This is a genomic window from Stappia sp. TSB10P1A (assembly GCF_900185725.1).
Classification (GTDB): Bacteria; Pseudomonadota; Alphaproteobacteria; order Rhizobiales; family Stappiaceae; genus Stappia.
This window is the reverse complement of the sequence record NZ_FYAU01000051.1, coordinates 1-15,227: the sequence shown is the minus strand read 5'-3', so window position 1 is coordinate 15,227 and position 15,227 is coordinate 1. Positions and strand designations below refer to the sequence as shown.

13 protein-coding genes are annotated in these 15,227 nt (G+C 67.4%); 3 read left to right on the top strand and 10 right to left on the bottom strand.

Going from position 1 to position 15,227, the window contains the following annotated elements:
- Positions 1 to 51: 51 nt before the first annotated feature.
- The 5 genes from TSB10P1A_RS22815 to xylF form a co-directional block, all read right to left on the bottom strand.
- Entirely contained in the window at positions 52 to 1,848 is a 1,797-nt protein-coding gene (locus tag TSB10P1A_RS22815) for a glycoside hydrolase family 15 protein (RefSeq protein ID WP_186390269.1), read from the bottom strand.
- Positions 1,845 to 2,600, bottom strand: coding sequence for a trehalose-phosphatase (otsB, locus tag TSB10P1A_RS22810; protein ID WP_186390268.1), 756 nt, complete (start codon positions 2,598 to 2,600; stop codon positions 1,845 to 1,847). Before otsB ends, TSB10P1A_RS22815 begins: the two co-directional genes overlap by 4 nt.
- Before the next feature lie 82 nt (positions 2,601 to 2,682).
- Positions 2,683 to 3,471: an ATP-binding cassette domain-containing protein gene (locus TSB10P1A_RS22805; RefSeq protein ID WP_208984408.1), complete on the bottom strand. Its 789-nt coding sequence runs from the start codon at positions 3,469 to 3,471 to the stop codon at positions 2,683 to 2,685.
- A 3-nt stretch (positions 3,472 to 3,474) separates the two neighbouring features.
- A complete protein-coding gene (locus tag TSB10P1A_RS22800; protein ID WP_186390267.1) occupies positions 3,475 to 4,770 on the bottom strand; it encodes a sugar ABC transporter permease in 1,296 nt (431 codons plus the stop codon).
- A 124-nt stretch (positions 4,771 to 4,894) separates the two neighbouring features.
- On the bottom strand, positions 4,895 to 5,929 hold the full coding sequence (gene xylF, locus TSB10P1A_RS22795; protein WP_186390266.1) for a D-xylose ABC transporter substrate-binding protein: 1,035 nt from the start codon (positions 5,927 to 5,929) through the stop codon (positions 4,895 to 4,897).
- Positions 5,930 to 6,235: 306 nt separating this feature from the next.
- Between xylF and TSB10P1A_RS22790 the strand changes: the two genes are divergently transcribed.
- Genes TSB10P1A_RS22790 through TSB10P1A_RS22780 form a run of 3 tightly spaced genes read left to right on the top strand, consistent with a single transcriptional unit; the run spans position 6,236 to position 10,577 of the window.
- On the top strand, positions 6,236 to 7,483 hold the full coding sequence (locus tag TSB10P1A_RS22790; protein ID WP_186390265.1) for an ROK family transcriptional regulator: 1,248 nt from the start codon (positions 6,236 to 6,238) through the stop codon (positions 7,481 to 7,483).
- A gap of 5 nt (positions 7,484 to 7,488) precedes the next feature.
- The gene (locus tag TSB10P1A_RS22785) at positions 7,489 to 8,913 is read left to right on the top strand and encodes a di-heme oxidoredictase family protein (protein WP_186390264.1); all 1,425 of its coding nucleotides are present in this window, start codon (positions 7,489 to 7,491) and stop codon (positions 8,911 to 8,913) included.
- Complete coding sequence (locus TSB10P1A_RS22780) at positions 8,910 to 10,577, top strand: CRTAC1 family protein (protein ID WP_186390263.1); 1,668 nt, start codon at positions 8,910 to 8,912, stop codon at positions 10,575 to 10,577. Before TSB10P1A_RS22785 ends, TSB10P1A_RS22780 begins: the two co-directional genes overlap by 4 nt.
- A 9-nt stretch (positions 10,578 to 10,586) precedes the next feature.
- On the opposite strand, the gene TSB10P1A_RS22775 is transcribed toward TSB10P1A_RS22780, so the two are convergent.
- From TSB10P1A_RS22775 to TSB10P1A_RS22755, 5 genes are read right to left on the bottom strand one after another with little or no spacing between them, the layout of a single operon-like run.
- Complete coding sequence (locus tag TSB10P1A_RS22775) at positions 10,587 to 11,717, bottom strand: thiolase family protein (RefSeq protein ID WP_186390262.1); 1,131 nt, start codon at positions 11,715 to 11,717, stop codon at positions 10,587 to 10,589.
- Positions 11,686 to 13,179: an AMP-binding protein gene (locus TSB10P1A_RS22770; RefSeq protein WP_186390261.1), complete on the bottom strand. Its 1,494-nt coding sequence runs from the start codon at positions 13,177 to 13,179 to the stop codon at positions 11,686 to 11,688. Before TSB10P1A_RS22770 ends, TSB10P1A_RS22775 begins: the two co-directional genes overlap by 32 nt.
- Positions 13,157 to 13,717 (bottom strand): biotin transporter BioY, encoded by a 561-nt coding sequence (locus tag TSB10P1A_RS22765; RefSeq protein WP_186390260.1) that lies wholly within the window; start codon positions 13,715 to 13,717, stop codon positions 13,157 to 13,159. The genes TSB10P1A_RS22770 and TSB10P1A_RS22765 overlap by 23 nt, the downstream gene beginning before the upstream one ends.
- Complete coding sequence (locus TSB10P1A_RS22760; protein WP_186390259.1) at positions 13,707 to 14,357, bottom strand: CbiQ family ECF transporter T component; 651 nt, start codon at positions 14,355 to 14,357, stop codon at positions 13,707 to 13,709. The genes TSB10P1A_RS22765 and TSB10P1A_RS22760 overlap by 11 nt, the downstream gene beginning before the upstream one ends.
- On the bottom strand, positions 14,354 to 15,082 hold the full coding sequence (locus TSB10P1A_RS22755) for an energy-coupling factor ABC transporter ATP-binding protein (protein ID WP_186390258.1): 729 nt from the start codon (positions 15,080 to 15,082) through the stop codon (positions 14,354 to 14,356). The genes TSB10P1A_RS22760 and TSB10P1A_RS22755 overlap by 4 nt, the downstream gene beginning before the upstream one ends.
- Between the last annotated feature and the right edge of the window lie 145 nt (positions 15,083 to 15,227).

Below are 15,227 nucleotides of genomic sequence, written 5' to 3'. Positions count from 1 at the left end.
AGCACCGTCATCGATCGTGGAACCCGTTGGCGGGGGCCCCGGGCGCACGTGTCAGACGAGGCTCTCCCACCCCGCGGACAGCCGGGTGGCGCAATTGATGATCCCGACCATCGAATAGGTTTGCGGAAAGTTGCCCCACATTTCACCGGTTGCCGGGTCGGTGTCCTCCGAGAGCAGGCCGACATGGTTGCGGCAGGCCAGCATCGTCTCGTAGATCTCGCAGGCCTCCTCCTTGCGGCCGATCCGCGCCAGGGCGTCGATGTACCAGAAGGTGCAGATATTGAAGGCGTTCTCCGGCGCGCCGAAATCGTCGGCCGCGTGATAGCGGAAGAGATGCTTGCCACGGCGAAGGGTCGCGCCGATGCGTTCCACTGTCGCGATGAAACGCGGATCCTGCGGCGGCAGGAAACCGACCTCGGCAATCAGCAGCAGGCTGGCGTCCAGATCGCGTCCCTCGAAGCTTTCGACGAAAGCGTTGGTGTCGGCATTCCATCCCCGCGACAGGATCGCCGAGCGGATGGTATCGGCGCGGTCCTGCCAGAACAGCGCCCGTTCCTGCCGGTCGAACTGACGGGCGATCTTGGCCAGCCGGTCGCACGCCGCCCAGCACATCAGCGAGGACGAGGTATGGACCCGGGCGCGCGTGCGCAGCTCCCACAGACCGGCATCGGGCTGGTCGTGCATGGCAAAGGCACGCTCGCCGATCACCTCCAGCCGTTCGAAATCGTCGACGCCGGGCTGCCGCAGGAGACGCTTGTCGAAAAACGCCTGCGAGGCGCCAAGCACGATGTTGCCATAGACGTCGTGCTGGAAATGCTCATAGGCCTGATTGCCGACCCTGACCGGCCCCATTCCCCGATACCCAGGCAGATCGACCGTCCGCTCGATCAGCCGCTCCTCCAGCGCGATCCCGTAGAGCGGCTGCACGTGACCGCCACCGGTCATCGAGGCGATGTTGTTGATGTAACGGAGATAGTTCTCCATCGTCTCCATCTCGGAGAGCGAGTTCAGAGCCCGCACCACGAAAAACGCGTCGCGCAGCCAGCAATAGCGGTAATCCCAGGTTCGCCCGCTGTTGGCGGCTTCGGGAATCGAGGTCGTTACCGCCGCGATGATCGCGCCGGTTTCCTCATAGGTGCACAGTTTCAGCGTGATCGCGGCGCGGATCACCGCCTCCTGATAGTCGAGGGGCAGGCCGAGGCGGCGGGTCCACATCCGCCAATGCAATGCGGTCTCTTCCTCGAACTCCCGGCACAGGGTTTCGGGGTGATGCGTCAGGCTCTCGTCGGGCCCGAAATAGAAGGAGACAGGGCCGTCCAGCAGAAACGGCGTCTCGTCGCGCACATAGGTGATCGAGGCGTTCGTCGTCAGGCGCACGGTCTGGCCGTTGTCGACGAAGCGCATGTGATTGGAGCCGTAGGTCACCTCCGGCGCGCGTGCGCCGTAGTCGAAGCGCGGTCGGCACCGGACGCGAATTCTCGGATGGCCGGAGATCGGCCGTACCCGCCGGACGAGCGCCGTCGGACGGAACATCCGCCCCTTGGTCTGGAAGCGCGGCGCGCAGTCGGTGATCTCGATGGCATTGCCGGCGTCGTCGAAGATCCGCGTCACCACGATGGCGGTGTTTTCCAGATAGGACTGCTCGCTGCGGCTGGCATTTTCCAGTTCGATGGCGAACAGGCCGTCCCTTTCGTCGCTGCAGGTGCCGAGCAGCCCATGGAAGACAGGATCACCATCGAACCGTGGCAGGCACAGCCAGACCACCCGCGCCATCCTGTCGATCAGTGCCGTGATCGAGCAATTGCCGACCAGCGCGAGATTGAGGGAAGCCTTGCGATCGAACGTCATGAAGATCGTGTCCTTGCCAGTGCCTTTGCCGGAAGGCCGAGGGCCAGCCAGTCGCGCACACCGGCCACGTCGCTGACACGAAACCGGGCGAGGCTCTCGGCGGTTCCCACCTTCACCCCGAAGCCGCCCACGGCTTCGGCCGCGCGGATCCCGTCCTCGTCGGTCACGTCATCGCCGACGAAGACCGGGGTCCGCCCGCGAAAGGGAGCAAGATCCATGAAGGCTCCGACCGCCCAGCCCTTGTCGCGATAGGCGGGCTTGGCCTCCACCACCATCTTGCCGCGGACGAGATGCAGGTCGGGAAGCTCGGCGACGGCCGCTTGCATCACCTCCACGACCGCATCTTCGCAGTCCGGGGCGATCCGGTAGTGAACGGCGATGGCCGCGCCCTTGTCCTCGATGGAAACGCCGCGCCCGAGCAACCCGCTGCCGGCAAGCGCTGCCTTCAGCGCCTCGATCTCCGGGCCGATCGGCGCGCGTTCGATCTCGTCGTCCGGATGCAGCCGGGTCTCAAGTCCGTGCAGACCGGCGCAGGGAAGCCGCAACGGCGCGAGATGGTGGTCGATCTCATGGATGGGTCGGCCGCTGACAATCGCCAGGGCGCCGCCGAGATGGGCGACGATCCCTTCCAGACACGCGATCATCGCTCCGCTCGCCTCGACCGCGCCGGGTGTCCTGGCAATCTCGACAAGCGTTCCGTCGAAATCCAGAAACAGGGCCATGTCATCGGAAACGGGCGGCGGCGCGTTCATGCGCAAAGCCTAAGGGAACTCGCTCCCGATGAGAAGTCCCGACCGGAAAAAGCCTGCCGTCCAACCGCCTTGCCGCACCGCATCACGCGGCGGTGGAGGCATCCATGAACGCGCCGGGGCCGGGAACGGCGCCGTCCGGACATTTTCCGAGGATGATCATTCCCAGCACCTCGTCCTTGGTGACGTCCTGCGTGCGGGCGCTCCCGACCAGCTTGCCGTTCTTCATCACCACGAGCCTGTCGGCCAGATCGAACACATCATGAATGTCGTGGCTGATGAGGAAGATGCCGAGCCCCTGCTTCTTGAGCTCCTTGATGAGGTCGGAAACCATCTGCGTCTCATGGACGCCAAGCGCCGCCGTCGGCTCGTCCATGATCAGGATCCGGGCGTTGAAATAGACCGCCCGGGCAATCGCCACCGATTGCCGCTGCCCGCCGGACAGGGCCTTCACCGGCGCCTTGAACTTGCGGAAGTTCGGATTGAGCCGGCTGAGGATCTTGCGGGTCTCGGCCTCCATCGCATCGTCGTCGACGAAACCGAGAGGGGTCACGATTTCGCGCCCGAGGAACAGGTTCGAGGCGGCGTCCAGATTGTCGGCCAGCGCCAGCGTCTGATAGATCGTCTCGATATTGAGGTTGCGCGCGTCCCGCGGACTGTTGATCGTCGCCGGTTTGCCGTCGATCAGGATCTCGCCGCTGTCGGCGCGGTAGGCCCCCGACAGGACCTTGATCAGGGTCGACTTGCCGGCGCCGTTGTGGCCGAGCAACCCGACCACTTCGCCCGGGTAAAGGTCGACATCGACATGATCGACCGCATGCACGCCGCCGAAGGAAATGCAGATGTCCTTCATCTGTACGAGGGGCGTTGCCATGGCTCAGTCTCCCGTCCGCTTGCGATAGAGGATATCGACGAGCACCGCCACGACCAGCACAACGCCGACGACGATGTTCTGCAGCGGTGCGTCGACGCCGACCATCGCCATGCCGGACTGCAGCGATTGCATGATCAGCGCACCGAGAATGGCGCCATAGATGGTGCCGATGCCGCCGGACAGCGCCGTGCCGCCGATCACGGCAGCCGCGATCACGCGCAATTCGTCCAGCGTGCCGATATCATTGGTGGAAAAGCCGAGGCGGGCGGATGCCACTGCCGCCGACAGGGCGCAAAGCCCGCCCATGATCGCGAAGATCTTGACCGTCAGCAGGCGCGTGTTGATGCCCGACAGCTCGGCCGCGTCCGGGTTGCCGCCCGCCGCGAAGATGTAGCGCCCGAGCCGCGTCCGCCGGGCCACCACCGTCATGCAGACGGCGACGACGATCAGCAGCAGCACCGAATAAGGCAGCCCGTAGCCTGCGGTATAGCCCTCCGGCACCTCCAGGCCGCGCGCGGCGAAATCGCGCTGCAGCACCCGCGCGGGCACCTGATAGGCGTTGAGGATCGCAATGAACCCGACGATGGCGCCCGCGACGATGGCGCCGAGCGCCGCCTCCGCCCAGATCGGCTTGACCGGGAAGCCGTGCTTCTGCTTGCGCCGCCGCGCGGAGACCTGCAGCGCCAGCGCCGCGACCACCGCCAGCACGGCGAAGATCCACGACCATGTGACCCCCAGCGTGCCGCCGATGCCGCCGATCATCGTGAACCGCGCATCGAGCGGCCCGATCGTCTGGCCGTCGGTGATGAACCAGGCCGCATTGCGCCAGACCAGCAACCCGCCGAGCGTGACGATGAAGGCGGGAATGCCGAGATAGCCGATCAGAACGCCCTGGAAGGCGCCGATCACCGTGCCGACCACCACACCGGCGAGGATCGCCAGGATCCAGATCGCCGGATGCCCGAGCTGCAAGCCGAAGACCCCCGGCAGGATCTGGGTCTGAACGATGGCCATGACCGCCGCCACGGTCGCCAGCAGCGACCCGACGGACAGGTCGATATGGCGGGTGACGATGACGAACACCATGCCGGTCGCCATGATGGCGACGGAGACCGTCTGGATCGTCAGGTTGAAGATGTTGCGCGGCGTCAGGAAATTGCCGCCGGTGAACACATTGAACACCAGGCACAGGGCGACGAACGCGCCGATCATTCCGAGCAGGCGCGTGTCGATCTGCAGCGCGGAAAAAAATGACCTGTTCGCCGGCGCCTTCTGCCCGGACACTGCGGTATCAGACATAGAAAAGCTCCCGCTTGGAGGCGCGCGCCTCACGCATCGCCTCGGGGCCGGATGTCAGCCATCCTCGGCCCGCCCTGCCCCGACCGGAATCGGGACAGGGCCTTGCTCTGCTCTGGGTTCAGGCTCAGTTGCAGGGCGCCGGACCGCCGCTGACGCCCTGGCAAAGGGCATCCTTGGTGATCCAGCCCGCATCGACCACCACCGACAGATTGTCACGGGTGACGGGGATCGGAGCCAGGAAGCGGGCGGTCAGTTCCGTGCCGCTGGGCGAGGTCCACTTGCCGGCGCCCTCGATGCTGTCCATCGTGCCGCCCTTGGCGAGCGCCACGGCGATCTCGCCGGCCGCCTTGCCGAGTTCGCGCGCGTCCTTCCACACCGAAACGGTCTGGGTGCCCTTGGCCACCCGGTTGAGAGCCGCATGGTCGCCATCCTGGCCGGAAACGGGGATGCCTTCCATGCCCTGCGCGGTGAGAGCCGCGACGACGCCGCCGGCGGTTCCGTCGTTCGAGGCGACGACCGCATCCACATTGTTGTTGTTGGCGGTGAGGATCTGCTCCATGTTCCGCTGGGCATTGGCCGGCAGCCAGGCGTCCGTATAGGCTTCGCCGACGATCTTGATCTTGCCGCCGTCGATCGCCTCCTGCAGGACCTCCTGCTGACCGCCACGCAGGAAGTCCGCGTTGGGATCGGTCGGCGAGCCCTTGATCATCACGTAATTGCCTTCCGGCGCCTGCTTCAGGACCTCGCGGGCCTGCATCCGGCCGACCTCGACATTGTCGAAGGTCAGATAGAAGGCGCGGTCGTCCTCGATCAGCCGGTCATAGCCGACCACCGGAATGCCCTCGTTGGCCGCCGCCTGGATGGCCGGGCCGATCGCCTGGGAATCCTGCGCGAGAATGATCAGCGCGTCGACGCCCTGCGCGATCAGCGCCTCGACATCCGAGAGCTGCTTGGCGGACGAGGACTGGGCGTCGGCGGAAACATAGGTCGCGCCGGCAGCCTCGAGCGCCGCCTTGATCGCCCCTTCATCGGTCTTCCAGCGCTCTTCCTGGAAGTTCGACCAGCTCACGCCGACGGTGATGTCCTGCGCCTGCGCCTGCATCGGCAGCGCAACCGAAATGAGGAGCGCTCCGGCGAGAAGCGGATAGAATCTGCTCATGATGTGTTTCCTCCGATTTATCCCCGCTCCTCCCAAATGCGGAACGAAGGATCTTGTAGCTGACACGAACACCCCGGCGTTGTGCCTCCCGGCCGATGGGGTCGCGTTCCGGTTCGCCGACGAAATTTTATTTTTTTCGACGTCCGAAAAAAAGTTGCTCCAAACGACCGCCCCTGTCAACATGGTTTCTCGATGAGGCTCCGGGATCATGACAAAAACACCCGGCCGGCGTGAATTGCGGTTTCTGCCGAGGCGCGTTCCGGACACATGTCCCATCAGGGTGGAAACGAACAGTCTGGTATGGGCATGACGCAGAAGGCCGACCGCGATCAGATACGGCGCCAGAACCGCTCGGTTGTCTTGCAGGCGCTTCGGCGCAACGGACCTCAGGCGCGCATAGATCTTGGACGCATTACCCGGCTCAGCCCGGCCACAGTCACCTCGATCACCTCCGACCTGATCTCCGAAGGCCTCGTCGCCGGCGTCGAGGACGACTGCCAGCGCGAGCGCGAGAAGGGCGCAAGGGGCCGTCCCCGCAGCCTTCTGGCGCTGCATGGTCCGGCGGCGCGGGTGCTGGCGGTCAAGCTGTCGGTGAACACCATCGAGATGGCCCTCGCCGATTACGCCGGCCGGCTCGTCGGGCGCGATGTCGCCGGTTTCGACAGCACCTCCGTGACCGCCGATGGCTTCAGCGAAATCCTGATCGACAGCCTGCGGGCCTTCATCGCCCGCACCGGCGGGGTGGCGCCCTCGTTCATCGCCCTCGCCTCTCAAGGCGTCGTCGACGACAGCGCCGGCACGGTGGCCTGGTCGCCGGCCTTCGCCGTGCGCCATGTCCAGATCGTCGGCCCCCTCGCCCGGGCGTTCGGCGTACCCTGCCTGCTGTCCAACGACACCAACATGATCGCCGAGGCCCTGCACCGCAGCGACCCGCAGCGCTATGGCGGCACGTTCGCCGTCCTCTTCGTCGATTACGGCGTCGGCATGGGCCTGTTCATCAACGACCGCCTCTTCGTCGGCGAGACCGGGGCGGCCGCGGAGATCGGCCATGCCAATCACATTCCGGGAGGCGCGCTGTGTCGATGCGGCCGGCGTGGCTGCCTGGAAGCCTATCTCGGCGACTACGCCCTGCTGCGCCATGCCAGAGGCCTCGACCTGCAGACGCCGCCAGCCTGCCTGCCGGTCGGCCGGGAGACGATCCGCGAGTTGATCGCCGCCGCCCGCGCCGGCGACCCCGGCACGCTTGAGGCCTTTCATGCCGGCGGAACAGCGCTCGGCTATGCCTTCGCACGGGTGATCGCCACGCTCGACCCTCGCCGCATCGTCGTCACGGGAGCTGCAGCCGACGCCTATCCGCTGATGGAAGCGGCGGCGCTCACAGCCCTGGAGGAGGGGCTTGTCAGCGACCTGCGCGGCAGCGTCGAGATCGAAGCCATTGCCTGGGAGGAAGATCTCATCCTTCGCGGCACCGTTGCCCGCGCGCTGCACGCCCTCGATACGGAGGTCTTCTCCGAGACGGGGTACGGCAATCAGAGGGAGATGCTGGGAGGATAGGCTGGATGCCGTGCTGGAAACGTATTGCCGCCCCGCTTCTTGCAGCCCTCGCCTTTCCGCTGGCGGCGGGCGCGTCCGATCTGCCGCCCTGGAGCGAGAGGGTGCTCGGCACCCCGCTCGATCTTGAAGCTGTCGCGGGACTGCCGATGCAGGAGCGCATCGAGGCCCTTCGCGCTCGCGGCGAGCGCCTGTTCATCGGCCAGTTTCTGGTCGAGGAAGGCGCCGGCCGGCCGATGGCGACCCAGGCCATCATTCCCACCAAGCGCCGCCGCCCGCCGCCCCAGCGGTTCCAGCGCCTTGCCGGTCTCGACGCCGGCGCCTGCGCCTCGTGCCATCACGAGCCCGTGATCGGCGGCGGCGCCTCCTTCACCGCCAATGTCTTCGTGTCGGAGGGTTTCGAAAGCGCCGACTTCGACACGATCGACCCGCAGTTCTCCAACGAGCGCGGCTCGCCCGCCCTGCAGGGCGCCGGCCTGATCGAACTGCTGGCGCGCGAGATGACCGCCGATCTGCAACGCCAGCGCGACGAGGCTCTTGCAACGGCACGGCGAACTGGCGCGCCGGCGATCGCCGACCTCGTCGCCAAGGGCGTCTCCTTCGGCCGGATCGCCGCCGATCCCGACGGCGGCCTCGATGTCTCCGCCATCGACGGCATCGACGCGGACCTTGTGCTGCGCCCGTTCTCCCAGAAAGGCGTCTTCGGCTCGCTGCGGCAGTTCACCGTCAATGCGCTCAACCATCACCACGGCATCCAGGCCGTCGAGCGGTTCGGCGCCACATGGACCGGCACACGCGACTTCGACGAGGACGGGGTCGAGGACGAAATCTCCGCCGCCGACGTGACCGCACTGGTCGTCTGGCAGGCGACCCTGCCCGCTCCCTCGCGCAAGGACGATCTTCCGGATGCCTGGCGCCAGGCCTCCGAGCGCGGCGAGGACCTCTTCGCCGACATCGGCTGCACTTCCTGCCATATCCCGGCCTTGCCGCTGGCCTCCGCGGTGTTCCGCGATCCGGGACCGATCGAGACGGCCGGAACCCTGCGCGAGGCTGATGTCGAGGCGCCGCTGGAGATTGACCTTGCCGCGCTCGACTTCGTCAAGGCCCTGCCACGGGATGCGGAGGGCAACATCCTCGTTCCGCTCTATGGCGACCTGAAGCGCCACCGGATCGCCGATGCCCGCGATCCGACCCTGGGCAACGAGTTGCTGGGCCAGCGCTTCGTCGACCGGGATGTCTTCCTGACGGCCGAGCTGTGGGGCGTCGGCTCGACGGCGCCCTATGGTCATCGCGCCGACCTGACATCGCTGGACGAGGTGATCCGCGCGCATGCGGGCGCGGCCCGGCCGGCCCGCGAAGCCTATGAAGCCCTTGCCGACGACGACCGTCAGGCGATCATCGCCTTCCTGCGCACCCTGGAGATTCCGCGATGAGGCGCCGTGGCACCGCGCTACGCCCCGCTTGGGCGGCCCTTGCACTCGCCCTGCTGGGCGGGCTCCAGGCACCGCAGACCGGCTTCGCCGACGAGGCCCCCGCTCCCGTGCCGGTCTTTGTCGAGGAGGCGAAACCCGCCGGCATCGACCACAGCTATACCGGCCCTTGGGAGTATTTCGTCGGCGGCGGCGCGGCGATCCTCGACTGCGACGGCGACCGCCGCCCCGACCTGTTTCTTGCCGGCGGCGACACACCTTCGGTCCTCTACCGGAACAGGTCCGCGACGGGAGGTCCGCTCGCCTTCGAGCCGGTCGAGACCGGCATTCCCGAAAGGCTGCTCGAAAATGTCACCGGAGCCTATCCGCTCGATATCGACAATGACGGGATAATGGATCTGGTTCTGCTGAGGGTCGGCGAGAACCAGGTGCTGCGCGGCATCGGCGACTGTCGCTTCGAGCCTGCCAATCGCCGCTTCTCGTTCAATGGCGGCCGCGGTTGGACGACCGGCTTTGCCGCGGTGTTCGAGAAGGACCTGGCTTTCCCAACCCTCGCCTTCGGCAACTATGTCGACCGCAGCGCCCCCGGCTCGCCCTGGGGAACCTGCGACGACAACGTCCTGCACCGTCCCCGCGCTGGTGAGGCACCGGACTATTCCGAGAGCTTTGTCCTCACGCCCGGCTATTGCAGCCTGTCGATGCTGTTCACCGACTGGAATCGCTCCGGGGAACCGGCGCTGCGCATTTCCAACGACCGTCACTACTATCGCGGCGGCGAGGAACAGCTCTGGGCGCTGCCTCCCGGCCGGCCGCCCCGCCCCTATCGCCGCAGCGATGGATGGCGCCACCTGAAGATCTGGGGCATGGGGATCGCCAGCACCGACCTCGATGGCGACGGCCTGCCCGAATATGCCCTCACCAGCATGGGCGACACCAAGCTGCAGACCATCGACCAGGAGGGCGACGACCTGCTGCCCGTCTACCGGGACATTGCCTTCGAACGTGGGGTGACGGCGCACCGCCCCTATACGGGCGAGGACATGCGCCCCTCGACCGGCTGGCACGCGGAGTTCCAGGACGTCAACAACGACACGCTCCAGGACCTGTTCATCGCCAAGGGCAATGTCGAGGCGATGCCCGATTTCGCCGCCTTCGACCCGGACAACCTGCTGATCCAGCAATGGAACGGCCGCTTCGTCGAGCAGGGCGACCGCGCGGGGATCGCACTCGACCGCCGCGGACGCGGCGCCGGCCTTGCCGATTTCAACATGGACGGCCTGCTCGACCTCGTCGTCGTCAATCGGGAAGCTCCCGTCAGCCTGTTCCGCAACCTTGGACGCGAGGACGAAGGCCGGCGTCCGAAACCGCTGGGCAACTGGATTGCCGTCGCCCTGTCGCAGGACGGCGCCAATCGCAACGCCGTCGGCGCCAAGCTGAGCATTCGCGTCGGCGCCCGCAGTCTGACCCGCGAGATAGGCATCGGCGGCGGCCATGCATCCGGACAAGCCGGATTCGTGCATGTCGGCCTGGGCGTTGCCGAGCGCGCCGTCATACGGGTGCGCTGGCCCGACGGCAACTGGAGCCATGGCTACCGGGTGTTCGCCAACCAGTTCGTGCTGATCCAGCGCGGCGACGAGAACGCCCGCTACTGGTATCCGCCGCGCTGACAGCGCCGCCTATATTCGTTGCAACAGGAGCGCCGTGCCGAGGCCACCGGCGCTCGCAATGGCGGCGAGCCCGAGACTGCCCGGCGGCTCGCGCTGCAACTCGTGAAACAGCCGCACGGCAAGGATCGCTCCCGATGCGCCGATCGGATGGCCGCGGGCAAGCGCCCCTCCCCCGCGATTGACCCGTTCGGGATCGAGACCGAGATCCGTCATGCAGGCAATCGCCTGCACCGCATAGGCCTCCATCACCTCGCTGACGGCAAGGCCCCCGGCATCGACAGCCTTGGCGGACAGCAGCTTTCGCGCCGCTGCGACCGGCGCAAGGCCGGGCAGGCAGGGGTCTCCCCCTAGGGCGGCGCCTGCAAGGATCCGGCAGGCCGGCAGCGACGGTCTGCTCTCAAGCCAGGTGTGCGAGACGACCAGCGCGAAGGCGGCGGCATCCGCCGAACTGGCGGCCGTCGCCGAGAGCACCCGGTACCCCGGCTCTCCGGCAAGGACGCGCGACCGCCGGCAGGTCTCGCGGGTCAGGCGACGGGTGTAGCTGTCGCGCAAGTGCCCGCCGATCTCCACCAGTTCGGCGGCGAACCGTCCCGTGTCGGCTGCGGCCTGCGCCCTGGCATGGCTCTCGACGGAAAAAACGGCTTGCGCGTCCTCGTCGATCGCCCGCAAGGCGGCAAGGCGCGCCGCCGCGTCCGGCATGTCGGGATCGCGGTCGGGCCAGGGCGTGAAGGGCGGCCGGTCATAGGCAACGGGCGTTTCGCCTGCCGCAATCGGCCGCCGCAGGCGCAAAGGCGCGCGGGAATAACTCTCGAACCCGCCGGCCAGCACGCTATTCGCGGCCCCCGCCTCCACCAGGCGCGCGGCGAGGAGGATCGCATCGAGCCCCGAACAGCATTGACGATCGAGCGTCAGCGCCGGGACGGTCTCCGGCAGGCCGGCCAGCAGCGCGGCGCGGCGGGCGGGATTGCCGCCGCCATAGAGCGCATTGCCGGCCAGCACCTCATCCACCTGCGGCTCCCCTGCGTCCGACAGGCAGGCGCGCAGCACCGGCGCCGCGAGCGCGTCGACCTCCAGCGCGGCGAACGCCCCGCCCATCGGGGCGACGGCGCTACGTCTCGCGGCGACGAGAAACGCCGGCATCGGCGGCCTCCTCCCGTTTCGACACCACGGCCTCGATCGCCGGAAGATCGGATTTCCCGCCCGGCGTCAGCGGCCAGTCGTCCAGGATATGGAACCTGAGCGGAACCTTGGCCCGCTCCAGCCGCAAAAGACAATGACGGCGGAGCGCGCCGGGATCGACCTCCGCTCCGGCCTGCAGCGCCGCGACGATCCGCGCGCCGCGCAACCCGTCCGCCACGCCGAACACTGCGGCCTGCAGCACGCCCGCATGCTCCATCAGCACGGCCTCGATCTCCTCGGCAAACACGTTGAGCCCGGACGTCACGATCATGCGACCGCCGCGCCCGGCAAGATGCAGCCGTCCGGCGCTGTCGAGATGCCCCCGGTCGCCCACGGTCAGCCAGCCATCGGCGCTGCGCGTCATGGGTTCATCCCCCATGACATAGCCATCGAAGAGCAGCGGGCTGCGCACCCAGATCTCACCCTCCATGCCCTCGGCAAGCCTGTCCCCGCCGGCGCCGCGCACCTCGACCTCGACACCGGGAAAGGGACGGCCAACCCCCTCGCTGCACGCATCCGCCGGGCCGCGATGACTGATGAAACTGGTCTCGGACGTCCCGTAGAACTCGTGGCACTCGGCCTGCGGAAAGACCGCGGCGACGCGATCGCGGTCGCGTTCGTGCCACTTGGCGCCGCTGATCAGGATCCGTCGCAGGCAGGCAAGGCGCAGACCGTCCCGCTCGCCCGCCCTCGCCAGCAGGCGCAACTGTGTCGGCGTCGCGACCAGCACCGTGCTGCCGGCGGCCTGCATCCGCCGCATCACGGCGGCGGGCTGAAACCCGCGCGCAATGTCCACCCGCCAGCCCTGATGCAGGGCATGAGCCGCACCGAACAGATGCAGGGAATGCCCAAGCCCGCCCGGCACGAACACCCGCTCGTCCGCGTCCAGTGCGAAGGCCGCACCCGCCAGCCGAAAGCTCTCGATCCAGGACCGGTGCGACCGCTGGAACGCCTTGGGGCGCCCTGTCGAGCCGGAGGTCAGGCCGATATAGAACGGAGCCTCTGGCCGGGGCGATGGCTCGCCCGGCACGCCGGCCCCGGCGTTACCCTGGCGATCTTTTTCCAGGGCGACCGGCCACTCCAGCATCAGGGGGGCCAAGGTGTCGCGGATGGCGTCGCCGTAGCGCTGCAGATGTGCCGGGTCGACCACAACGGCGGCCCGGCCGCTGCGCGCCGCCGCCAGAAGACGGCAAAGGGCGGGAACCGCGTCCGCGGTCGCGACCAGCACGCGCTGCGGCGCCCTGGCCGACGCAAGACCGGCCTGCATGGCCTGCACCCGGCGGAGAAGCTCCGATCGCGTCAGCGTCTCCCGGCCGTCGCTCACCGCCACCCGGTCGGGGTCTTTGCCGGCCAGCGCGTCCAGGGTCGCCCCGACATGGGACCGCCCTGCGGCGTCCGGGCTATTGCCGAGGGAAAATCGCATCCGGTCGTCCCCGGTCGATCGTGGTGGCGACAAAGGCCGTGGCGAGACACTTCAGCATGTCGCCCGGCAGATAGATAAGCGCGCCGACCGCGGATTCGAACAGCGGCTTCTGGGCGACGACCGAAATCCCGAGAATGCCGAACGGGTAGAGGACCACAATCCCGCCCACGAACGAGGCGAGCAGCGCGGCGGGAAACACCGGGCGATGCTTCAGGGCCTGCATCATCAGGCCGCAGACGAAGGCCGCCACGGGAAAACCGACAAGAAACCCGACCGATGGCAACAGGAACACGCCGATGCCGCCGCGCCCGCCCGACAGCAACGGCATGCCGAGCGCGACGATCAGCAGGAACAGCAGCACGGCCAGCGCCCCCCGAACCGGGCCAAGCATCACCCCCGCCAGCATGATTCCCATGCTCTGGACGGTGATCGGGACGCTGCCGGTGAGGGGGGTGGTAAAGGCCGGCAGGTAATAGCCGAGAGCGGAGATCACCGCGACATGAATGGCGATATGCACGAGCGAACGGTCAGCGGTCATTCTCGGATCGGTCCTTCTTCGGCGCGCCGCCCTCCGGTGGGCAGCCGTCGGCACCGCCGCGGGCAGCCAGCGCCTCGGCAATGTGGTCGGCGGCATTTAGAGCATGCAGGCAAAGCGGCGCAACAAGTCTGACATGGCCGTTACGGCCGGATCGTGCCCGATAGGCCTCGTTGAGCTGGTGCATCACGTCGATCAGCATCGGCGTGAACCGGATGGACAGCGCGATCGCCAGCGCCAGCCGCCGCTCCGAAAGGCCGAAAAACGCCGCCGGGCGCAGCACCGGCGTCAAGGCGTCCAGCATGTCGTCAAGCCGGGTGGTCAGGGTGATCAGCGTCGCCAGCAGCAGCAAGGATGCCAGCCGCAGGGCAACCACGATCCCGGCGTCCAGAGTTCCGAAGAGCGCATGCAGGAGAAGGATGAAAACAACGACGGCGGCCAGCGGCTTCAAGGAACGGAGGACGGTCGCCGCCCCCGCCCCGAGCGAGGCGAGGACCGCCAGCACCAGCACCAGCGCGCCGGCAAGGACGACCGGCGAGCCCACGGGCAGCAGCAGCATGGAGGTCGCCAGCAGGCCGATCAGCTTCCAGCCGGCGCCGATCCGGTGCAGGATCGTGGTTCCGGGCAGATAGGCCGAGATCACAGGGCGGCCGCGGTAAGCTGCGCGGCGCGCGAGGCGGCGAATGCGCGATATCGAGGCAGCACGTCTTGGGGGGCTCCGTCCGCCATCACCGCCCCCTTTTCCAGCCAGATCGCCCGCTCGAAATCGGCAATGGCCTCCAGATCGTGACTGACCATGACCACATGCGAGGGACTTGCGGCAATGTGCCTGGAAAAATGCAGCCGCAGCGACAGGTCGAGGCCGGCGAAGGGCTCGTCGCACAGCAGCAATTGCGGAGAGGCGATGCTCACCGCCAGCAGGCAGACCAGTTGCTTCTGCCCTTCGGACAGCAGGGCCACCGGCCGTTCCGCCCAGTCGGCGCAGCCGTTCCTGGCCAGCAGGTCCCGCGCCAGCGCGTCCGCATCCGCGCGGCTCGCGCCCAGTTGCCGCGGGGCGAAGGACAGTTCCTCCAGCACGGTGGGAAAGATCATCTGGTGGTCGGGATTCTGGAACACCATGCCGACATGGCGCGGCAGCTTGCGCTGGTCCTTGCGGCTGTCGAGGCCGAACACCGTGACCGCACCGTCATTCGGCAGCAGCAGGCCGTTGAGCATGCGCAACAGCGAACTCTTCCCCGAGCCATTGAGCCCGACAAGCGCGATGCGGCGCTCCGAAAGCACCAGCGAGAGGCCCTGGAAAACGCAAAAAGCGCCACGCTTGAGCGTGACGCTGTCGAATAGGGCAAACGGAGACGTATCAGCGGACATCAGCGGTCCGTGGAAACGGGGCTGCTCCACCCCGCGATGATATTGTTATGTTTTGTAGGGATTTTTTGCGCTTTGCGGGCCTGGCGGCGACCGACTCTCCCACGTCTTGAGACGCAGTACCATTGGCGCTGGGGCGTTTCACTTC